The sequence below is a fragment of the Rosenbergiella sp. YN46 genome, from assembly GCF_036620675.1.
Taxonomy (GTDB): Bacteria; Pseudomonadota; Gammaproteobacteria; order Enterobacterales; family Enterobacteriaceae; genus Jejubacter.
Window position 1 is genome coordinate 1 of sequence record NZ_JAZHEE010000151.1, and the last position, 544, is coordinate 544.

General features: G+C 39.3%; 1 protein-coding gene. It reads right to left on the minus strand.

Translation table 11 applies throughout. The annotated features are described in order from the left end of the window. Window positions 1–544: hypothetical protein (locus tag V3W49_RS22980; RefSeq protein ID WP_500148295.1), on the minus strand; the 544-nt coding region annotated here is incomplete at both ends.

Consider the following 544-nt stretch of genomic DNA (forward strand, 5'->3'; position numbering starts at 1 on the left):
AAGGAATGTTTGACGTTTTTGCTTTTCTATGGAATCCATGAATTTGACAATAAAGATTCTCTCCTCTTCCAGGGAGTTCTTTCGGGCTGACATGGAACGATAACCCTCAGCAATTTCTGGATAGATTACAGGTGCCTTTGCGTTGAGTTCGGTAAGATGGCGTTGTTCATTGTAAAGACCCTTCAACAGTTCATTTACATCAAATGTTTCAAGTGGTCCAACAGAACTGAATGTATCTATGATTTTTTGTGTTTCAGCCTGTTGTTGGTAGAGTTCCTTCAAGTCTCCAGTGATTACATCAGACTGACGGTCTATTCCGTTTGTTTCCTTTGTTAGAGAGCGATCCTTTTCATTGAGCTCCTTTAGTTGTGTATCAAACTCTTTTATCTTTGACACAGAAGTTCCAGAGGTTGAGATTAGCTCCTGTTCCTTTTCTCTCATTGCAACAAGTTCCTTGTCTGCAAGTTCCTTTTCTTTTTCTAGTTCTTTGACTCCATCAATAATTTCCTGTTGTTCATCAAGTAGACTTCCATTTTCCTCGTGC